This is a genomic window from Sphingomonas sp. (assembly GCF_035758555.1).
Classification (GTDB): Bacteria; Pseudomonadota; Alphaproteobacteria; order Sphingomonadales; family Sphingomonadaceae; genus Sphingomonas_B.
Map to the genome: position 1 here is coordinate 1 of NZ_DASTXI010000140.1, position 8,239 is coordinate 8,239.

Annotated in this window: 7 protein-coding genes and 1 pseudogene; 7 read left to right on the forward strand and 1 reads right to left on the reverse strand. The window is 65.6% G+C overall.

Translation table 11 applies throughout. The features are described 5' to 3' along the window. From miaA to leuA, 7 genes and pseudogenes are all read left to right on the forward strand, one after another. Positions 1-727, forward strand: a 727-nt coding sequence (gene miaA / locus VFT73_RS08585) for a tRNA (adenosine(37)-N6)-dimethylallyltransferase MiaA (protein WP_326409889.1), incomplete at its 5' end; no start/stop codon positions are given. Positions 728-1,121: 394 nt separating this feature from the next. Then, entirely contained in the window at positions 1,122-2,870 is a 1,749-nt protein-coding gene (locus tag VFT73_RS08590; protein ID WP_326409891.1) for an acetolactate synthase 3 large subunit, read from the forward strand. Then, positions 2,870-3,385, forward strand: a complete 516-nt coding sequence (gene ilvN, locus VFT73_RS08595; RefSeq protein WP_326409893.1) for an acetolactate synthase small subunit — start codon at positions 2,870-2,872, stop codon at positions 3,383-3,385. The genes VFT73_RS08590 and ilvN overlap by 1 nt, the downstream gene beginning before the upstream one ends. 89 nt (positions 3,386-3,474) lie before the next feature. Beyond that, a pseudogene (ilvC, locus tag VFT73_RS08600) lies at positions 3,475-4,503 on the forward strand (ketol-acid reductoisomerase); the annotation flags it as partial. Between the two features lie 95 nt (positions 4,504-4,598). Then, positions 4,599-5,231 carry a YceI family protein gene (locus VFT73_RS08605; protein ID WP_326409895.1) on the forward strand — a complete coding sequence of 211 codons (633 nt, stop codon included), beginning with the start codon at positions 4,599-4,601 and terminating at the stop codon, positions 5,229-5,231. Continuing rightward, entirely contained in the window at positions 5,228-5,839 is a 612-nt protein-coding gene (locus VFT73_RS08610; RefSeq protein WP_326409898.1) for a TMEM175 family protein, read from the forward strand. Before VFT73_RS08605 ends, VFT73_RS08610 begins: the two co-directional genes overlap by 4 nt. 164 nt (positions 5,840-6,003) lie before the next feature. After that, the gene (gene leuA, locus VFT73_RS08615; protein ID WP_326409900.1) at positions 6,004-7,665 is read left to right on the forward strand and encodes a 2-isopropylmalate synthase; all 1,662 of its coding nucleotides are present in this window, start codon (positions 6,004-6,006) and stop codon (positions 7,663-7,665) included. A 167-nt stretch (positions 7,666-7,832) separates the two neighbouring features. Here the strand turns inward: leuA and VFT73_RS08620 are convergent, their stop codons facing one another. Then, positions 7,833-8,075 (reverse strand): DUF7662 domain-containing protein, encoded by a 243-nt coding sequence (locus tag VFT73_RS08620; RefSeq protein ID WP_326409902.1) that lies wholly within the window; start codon positions 8,073-8,075, stop codon positions 7,833-7,835. Between the last annotated feature and the right edge of the window lie 164 nt (positions 8,076-8,239).

The following is an 8,239-nucleotide window of genomic DNA, read 5'->3' on the forward strand; positions in this document are numbered from 1 at the left end:
CGGCTATATCGACGGCGCGGAGGCCTGCTCCGCCGCGCGCTGGGCGGCCGACGCGCGGGCCGAGATCGCGAAGGCGCACGAGGCCCGCCGGCTGCCCGTGCTGGTCGGCGGCACCGGGCTGTACATCCGGACGCTGCTGAATGGCATCGCGCCGATCCCGGACATCGAGCCCGCCGTCCGCGCCGCGGTGCGCGGCATGGCGGTCGACGCGGCCTATATCGCGCTGAAGCAGCAAGACCCGGACAGCGCCGCCCGCCTCGCCCCCGCCGACACCAGCCGCGTCCAGCGCGCGCTGGAAGTCGTGCGCTCCACGGGCCATCCGCTCGCCTATTGGCACCAGCGCCGCACCGGCGGAATCGGCTCGCAGATGGCGCTGCGCCCGCTGATCCTGGTGCCGCCGCGCGACTGGCTGATGCAGCGCAGCGACGCACGCTTCCTCGGCATGATCGAAAGCGGCGCGATCGACGAGGTCGAGCGGCTGCTGATGCGCCGGCTCGATCCCGACCTGCCGGTGATGCGCGCGATCGGCGTGCGCGAAATCTCCGCCTGGCTGCATGGCGAAATGACGCGCGGCGAAATGGTCGCCGCCGGCCGTCTCGCGACGCGCCAATATGCGAAGCGCCAATATACCTGGTTCCGCCACCAGGCGCCCGAGGACTGGCCGCGCATCGAAGACCCGCTGACGCCCTATCTGATGGAACGTCTGGCAAAGCAGCTGATCGGCTGAGCAAAAATCCCGTTCGTTTCGAGCGAAGTCGAGAAACGGCAGCTCCGGAACAAGCGCTTCTCGACTGCGCACGAAGCGAACGGAGTTCGGTGATTTGTCTTTAACGCCAGTTCTGCTATCCAGCCCCGCAATGACTCGCGCCGTCCTCCTTCGCGACCGCCGCAGCGCCGCTGGCGCCACGGTCGTGCGCGCGCGCGTCCTCTCCGTACGGAACCTTATTATTATCCCCTGATTCCGCCGTCCGGAGCCTATGGCCACATGCAGGCCGCTCGGTTCTCCGGGCGGCCTTTTTCTTGACCCGCGTTCCTGCCCATAAGCAACAAAGTTACGCGGCGCATGCTTGACGCGACATTTTCCACTCTCTAGCAGCGCCCGTCCAGCAAGGTTGATGAAGATGCCACGAGAATTGAGCGGAGCCGATATCCTGGTCCAGGCGCTGTGCGACCTCGGTGTCGACCATGTGTTCGGCTATCCGGGCGGCGCCGTGCTGCCGATCTACGACGCGCTGTTCCGGCAAAAGCGCATCAAGCACGTCCTCGTCCGCCACGAGCAGGCAGCGACCCACGCTGCCGAGGGCTATGCCCGCTCGACCGGCAAGCCGGGCGTTGTGCTCGTCACCTCCGGCCCCGGCGCGACCAATGCCGTCACCGGCATCACCGACGCGCTGCTGGACTCGATCCCGATGGTCGTCATCACCGGCCAGGTCGCCACGCACCTGATCGGCACCGATGCGTTCCAGGAAGCGGACACGGTCGGCATCACCCGCCACTGCACCAAGCATAATTACCTGGTGAAGGACCCGGCGACGCTCGGCGCCGTGGTGCACGAGGCGTTCCACATCGCCACGTCCGGCCGCCCCGGCCCGGTCGTCATCGACATCCCGAAGGACGTGCAGGTCGCGACGGCCGCCTATCGCACCCCCGGCGTCATCCAGCACAAGACCTACCGTCCGCAGGTGAAGCCGGAACAGACGCTGGTCGAAGCGGCGGTCGAGATGCTGGCCGCGGCCGAGCGGCCGATCCTCTACACCGGCGGCGGCGTCATCAACTCGGGCCCGTGCGCCAGCATGCTGCTGCAGGAGCTGGCCCGCGTCACGGGCGCGCCGGTCACCTCGACGCTGATGGGTTTGGGCGCCTTCCCCGCCTCTTCGGGCCAATGGCTCGGCATGCTTGGCATGCACGGGACCTATGAAGCGAACATGGCGATGCACGATGCCGACCTGATGGTCTGCCTCGGCGCCCGCTTCGACGACCGCGTGACCGGCCGGCTCGACGCGTTCAGCCCGCGATCGAAGAAGATCCATGTCGATATCGACCGCTCGTCGATCAACAAGACCGTGCGCGTCGATCTCGGCATCGTCGGCGATGTCGGCCGCACGCTGGAGGACATGGTCCGCATCTGGAAAGCCCGCGGCCACCAGAAGAACGACCTTTCCGCCTGGTGGCGGCAGATCGGCGAATGGCGCGCGAAAGAATGCCTCGGCTTTCCGGAGGACGGGGCCGAGATCATGCCCCAGCGTGCGATCAAGGCGCTTTTCGAAGCCAGCAAGGCGCGCAAGCCGATCGTCACCACGGAGGTGGGCCAGCACCAGATGTGGGCGGCGCAGCATTTCGGCTTCGAACGGCCCAATCGGTGGCTCACCTCGGGCGGGCTCGGCACGATGGGCTATGGCCTGCCCGCCGCGATCGGCGCGCAGATCGGCAATCCGAACGCGCTGGTGATCGACATCGCCGGCGAGGCCTCGATCCAGATGAACATCCAGGAGCTGGCGACCGCGACCCAGTACCGGCTGCCGGTCAAGGTCTTCATCCTCAACAACGAATATATGGGCATGGTCCGCCAGTGGCAGGACCTGACCTATGAAGGCCGGCATTCCGAAAGCTATTCGGACGCGCTGCCCGATTTCGTGAAGCTCGCCGAAGCCTATGGCTGGACCGGCCTGCGGATCGAACGCCCCGATCAGCTCGACGGCGGCATTGCGACGATGCTCGACACGCCCGGCCCGGTGCTGGTCGACTGCCGCGTCGCAAAGCTCGCCAACTGCTTCCCGATGATCCCGTCCGGCGCCGCGCACACGGAGATGCTGCTCCAGTCGGACCAGGTCTCCGGCACCATGGCGGACGAAGCGAAGGCGCTGGTCTGATGCACATCCATCCGGACGTCATCGAGCGCCACACGCTCTCCGTCACCGTGGACAATGAAGCGGGCATCCTCGCCCGGATCGCGGGCATGTTCTCCGCGCGCGGCTACAACATCGAAAGCCTGACCGTGGCCGACGTGACGGAAGACGAAAGCGTCAGCCGCATCACCATCGTCACCTCGGGGGCGCCGGCGAATATCGATCAGATCATCGCCCAGCTCGACCGGCTGGTGCCGGTGCACCGGGTCACGGACCTGACCGCGCTCGGCCCCCATGTCGCGCGCGAGCTGGCGCTGGTTAAAGTCGCAGGCGTGGGCGATCATCGGATCGAGGCGCTGCGCCTCGCCGATGTCTACCGCGCCCGCGTGGTCGACGCGACGACCGGCAGCTTCGTGTTCGAAGTGACGGGATCGTCGGAAAAGCTCGACACCTTCATCGGCCTGATGCGGGAAGTCGGGCTCGTCGAAGTCGCCCGCACCGGCGTCGTCGCCATCGGCCGCGGGCGGGAGGCGGTTTGAACGTATCTCGACTTCGCTCGATACGAGCGGAGGTCTAGCAGCTAAACACCGTTCGTCCCGAGCGAAGTCGAGGGGCGCACCAGAGCAAGGGAAGAATGATGCGCGTTTATTACGACCGGGACGCCGATATCGGCCTGATCAAGGGCAAGAAGATCGCGGTTCTCGGCTATGGCAGCCAAGGCCATGCCCACGCCCTTAACCTGCGCGACTCCGGCGTCGCGGAAGTGGCCGTCGCCCTCCGCCCCGGTTCGGCCACCGCCAAGAAGGCGGAAGCCGCGGGCTTCAAGGTCATGACCAATGCCGAGGCCGCGAAATGGGCCGACCTGATCATGATCCTCGCCCCCGACGAGCACCAGGCGGCGATCTATGCCGAAGACCTCGCGCCCAACATGAAGCAGGGCGCCGCCCTCGCCTTCGCGCACGGCCTCAACATCCATTTCGGCCTGATCGAGCCGCGCGCCGATCTCGACGTCATCATGATCGCGCCCAAAGGCCCCGGCCACACCGTTCGCTCCGAATATCTGCGTGGTGGCGGCGTGCCCTGCCTCGTTGCGGTCCATCAGGACGCGTCGGATAACGCGCACGATCTCGCCCTCGCCTATGCATCGGCGATCGGCGGCGGCCGCTCGGGCGTGATCGAGACCAATTTCCGCGAGGAATGCGAGACCGACCTGTTCGGCGAACAGGCGGTTCTGTGCGGCGGCCTGACGCACCTGATCACCGCCGGCTTCGAGACGCTGGTCGAGGCCGGCTACGCGCCCGAAATGGCCTATTTCGAGTGCCTGCACGAAGTGAAATTGATCGTCGACCTGATGTACGAAGGCGGCATCGCCAATATGCGCTATTCGATCTCCAACACCGCCGAATATGGCGACATCTCGACCGGCCCGCGCATCATCACCGACGAGACCAAGCGCGAGATGAAGCGGGTGCTGGACGATATCCAGGCCGGCCGTTTCGTCAGCCGCTTCGTCACCGAGAACCGCGCCGGCCAGCCCGAGCTGAAAGCCGCCCGCAAGCGTGCCGCCGCCCACCCGATCGAGAAAGTCGGCGCCGAGCTCCGCGCAATGATGCCCTGGATCGGCGCCAACAAGCTGGTCGACAAGGACAGGAACTGAGCAACCTCGTCATGCCGGACTTGATCCGGCATCCACCTTCTTAGAGAAGCAAAGATGGACCCCGGCTCAAGGCCGGGGTGACGAGGAGAGAAGTCATGCGCCTAGCCTATGTCGCCGCTCTAGCCCTCGCACTCGCCGCGCCGCTGATTGCCCAGGGCCCGATGTCGAAACCGGGGAGCAACAACCCGGCGGCGGTGACCGGCGGCACCTACAAGGCCGATCCCAACCACACGTTGGTCCTCTGGACCGTCGATCACCTCGGCTTCACCCCCTACACCGGCATCTTCGGCTCCGTGACCGGCACGCTGACGCTCGATCCGAAGAATCCGAACGCGGCCAAGGTGGATGTGACCATCCCCGTGTCCAAGGTCACGACGGCCAGCGCCGGGCTGACCGCGCACCTGCTCCGTGCCGGCAAGGATGGCGGCAAGCCCGATTTCTTCGGCCCCGACCCCGCCGACGCGCGCTTCGTCTCGACCAGCGTCCAGGCAAGCGGCCAGAAGGCGAAGATCACCGGCAACCTGACGCTGAACGGCGTCACGCGACCGGTCACGCTCGACGCGACCTTCTACGGCGCGGGCAAGATGCCGGCGAACATGGGCGGGCAGGAAAATGTCGGCTTCCGTGCGACCGGCAAAATCAAGCGCAGCGATTTCGGGGTGACGATGGGCATTCCGCTCGTCTCCGACGAGGTCGCGCTCGAGATCGCCGCCGCCTTCCAGAAATGACCGCGGATGAAGCGGAAGGCCGTGCCGGCGTCGGCAGGATCGAGGCCTTTTCGGATGGCGTGATCGCGATCATCATCACGATCATGGTGCTGGAGCTGCACGCGCCGGTTTCGGAGCGGATGGACCAGCTCTGGTCGCTATGGCCGATCTTCCTCGCCTATATCCTCAGCTACGCCTATGTCGCGATCTACTGGGTCAACCACCACCGCATGTTCGCGCATGCCATGCACGTGTCGAACGCGCTGCTGTGGTCGAACATGCTGCTGCTGTTCACCCTGTCGCTGATCCCCTTCTCGACCTCCTATCTGGGCGAACATCATTTCGGGCGGAATGCCACGGTCCTCTACCTGGTGTCGCTGCTGCTGCCATCTCTCGCCTATGCCTGGGTGCAGCGGATCGTCCGCTGCACCGGCCGGCAGACGGAGTCCGCGTTCGGCTATCACCGGCAGGCATTGCGCAAAGGCGCGCTCAGCAGCGCAGTCTATCTGATCGGCATTCCGCTGGCGTTGATCTCGCCCTGGCTGGGGATCGCCTGCGCCGGCCTGGTCGCGCTGCTGTGGATCCTGCCCAGCAGCCGGCTGGACCGATTATTCGGGGCGCGGGCCTAGACATCGTTAACCGGCTGAGGCTAATCCCGCCGCAGATGACCGCGCTTCGCGCCCTTCTTCTTCGACTTACGCGCCCTTAGGCGCGTCGTTTCCGTGCGCGGGTTCGGCCCGTGCCCAGCGCCTAAGGGCCTCCAGACCCCGCTGTTCCCGTCGAGGAAGTTCCAATGTTGCGCGATCCGTCCGTCAAATACCGTCCGTTTCCCCAGGTTCCGCTGCCCGACCGGCAATGGCCCGGCCGCACGATCACCCAGGCGCCGCGCTGGCTTTCGACCGACATGCGCGACGGCAACCAGGCGCTGATCGATCCGATGGATGCGGAGAAGAAGCAGCGCTTCTTCGACCTGCTGGTGAAAATCGGGATCAAGGAAATCGAGGTCGGCTTCCCCTCGGCCGGGCAGACGGAGTTCGACTTCATCTCCGGCCTGGTCCGCGCCGGCCGGGTGCCCGACGACGTGACGATCCAGGTGCTGACCCAGTCCCGCCGCGACCTGATCGAACGCAGCTTCGAAAGCCTGGAAGGCGCCAAGACCGCGATCGTTCACCTCTATAATGCCGTGTCGCCGTCATGGCGTCGCATCGTGTTCGGGCTCGATGTCGCTGGCGTGAAGGCGATCGCGGTGGAAGGCGCATCGATCCTGCGCGACGAGGCGGCGAAGCGGCCCGAAACCGACTGGCGCTTCGAATACAGCCCCGAGACTTTCTCGACCGCAGAGCTCGACGTGTCGCTGGAGGTCTGCTCGGCGGTGATGGACGTGCTGCGCCCCACGGCGGAGCGGCCGATCATCTTCAACCTGCCGGCGACGGTCGAGGCGGCGACGCCCAACATCTACGCCGACCAGATCGAGTATTTCTGCCGCAACATCCCCGATCGCGAGGCAGTGATCGTCTCGCTCCACACCCATAACGACCGCGGCACCGGCGTCGCCGCGACCGAGCTGGGCCTGCTCGCCGGCGCCGACCGCGTCGAGGGTTGCCTGCTGGGCAATGGCGAGCGCACCGGCAACGTCGACCTGGTGACGGTCGCCCTCAACATGTATTCGCAAGGCATCGATCCGGGCCTCGATTTCTCGAACATCGACGAGGTCGTGAGCACCGTCGAATATTGCACGGCGATCCAGACGCACCCGCGCCAGCCCTATGCCGGCGAGCTGGTGTTCACGGCCTTTTCCGGCTCGCACCAGGACGCGATCAAGAAGGGCTTTGCCGCCCAGGCGCAGCGTAACGACGAGATGTGGGACGTCCCATATCTTCCGATCGACCCCGCCGATCTCGGCCGCTCTTACGAAGCCGTGATCCGCGTCAACTCGCAGTCCGGCAAGGGCGGCGTTGCCTGGGTGCTGGAGCAGGACAAGGGCCTGAAGCTGCCGAAGCGTCTGCAGGCCGACTTCAGCCGCCACGTCCAGACGCTCGCCGACGAGACCAGCCGCGAGCTGAATGCAGAGGACATCTGGTCGGTGTTCGAAGCGACCTACCTCGCCCCCGGCCGCTTCGCGCTGATCGACTATCACGAGCAGCAGGACGCCGGCGCCCGCATCTTCGCCGGCTGCATCGCCCGTGATGGCGAGGAGCGCAGCGTCAGCGGCCGCGGCAACGGCCTGATCTCGTCCGTTCTCGCAGCGCTGAAGGAAAGCTACGGCATCCAGCTGGACGTCGCCGACTATAACGAGCATGCGATCGGCCACGGCGCCGACGCGCAAGCCGCGACCTATCTCGAATGCCGCACGCCGGACGGCCGCACCGTGTTCGGCGTGGGCATCGACGCGGATATTGCTACGGCTAGTGTTCGGGCGGTGCTTAGTGCCGTGAATGGAGCTAACCGGCCATGACCAGGAAGCGCGATTATCGAAGTGGTGTTGGCGAGCAACTGAAGCAACAACGAGCTGTTGCGATTGGGAAAGCGATTGCCGAGGCCCGATCTCGTGAGCACGACGGCGGACCGTCCGCTGCCCGATCGGCCGATTTTCTCTACGGGAAGACGGACTACCGAGCTAAGCTACTTTGATCGGAACCGGACACGGCGAAAACCTTCCACCAGAAAAGCATCAAAGCCCGCGTCTTGCCATGATCGCGAATGAGGATGTCCGCCGCCTGTAACGTTTGCCCACCATTGCGGCCGGTTCGCGCTGGCCGGCAGCTTAAAGCCGAGCACTCGCTCAATCTCTGCAAAACTTAGCTGAAATTCTCCGCGCGGTTTGGATGCAAGATGTTCGCGTAGAGGGCTGTATTTGCTCTTCATTGCCCGCTCCTCATCGCAAGCTCGTTGCGATCCTGACCGTCTTGTCGGGCGAACCCGACAGCTGGACGAGGTACCGCCCCGGCGCGACCTTGAACTCGAGGATCTTCTGCACGCCCGTGCAACCCTTCGTCTTCGGCTCTCCGGCGAGCGCCAGCGGCTTGCCG

Excerpts from the sequence above, each read along its gene's own strand:
- leuA (WP_326409900.1), top strand. The coding sequence starts at position 6,004 with ATGTTGCGCGATCCGTCCGTCAAATACCGTCCGTTTCCCCAGGTTCCG.
- VFT73_RS08610 (WP_326409898.1), top strand. The coding sequence starts at position 5,228 with ATGACCGCGGATGAAGCGGAAGGCCGTGCCGGCGTCGGCAGGATCGAG.
- VFT73_RS08605 (WP_326409895.1), top strand. The coding sequence starts at position 4,599 with ATGCGCCTAGCCTATGTCGCCGCTCTAGCCCTCGCACTCGCCGCGCCG.
- VFT73_RS08590 (WP_326409891.1), top strand. The coding sequence starts at position 1,122 with ATGCCACGAGAATTGAGCGGAGCCGATATCCTGGTCCAGGCGCTGTGC.
- ilvN (WP_326409893.1), top strand. The coding sequence starts at position 2,870 with ATGCACATCCATCCGGACGTCATCGAGCGCCACACGCTCTCCGTCACC.
- VFT73_RS08620 (WP_326409902.1), bottom strand. The coding sequence starts at position 8,075 with ATGAAGAGCAAATACAGCCCTCTACGCGAACATCTTGCATCCAAACCG.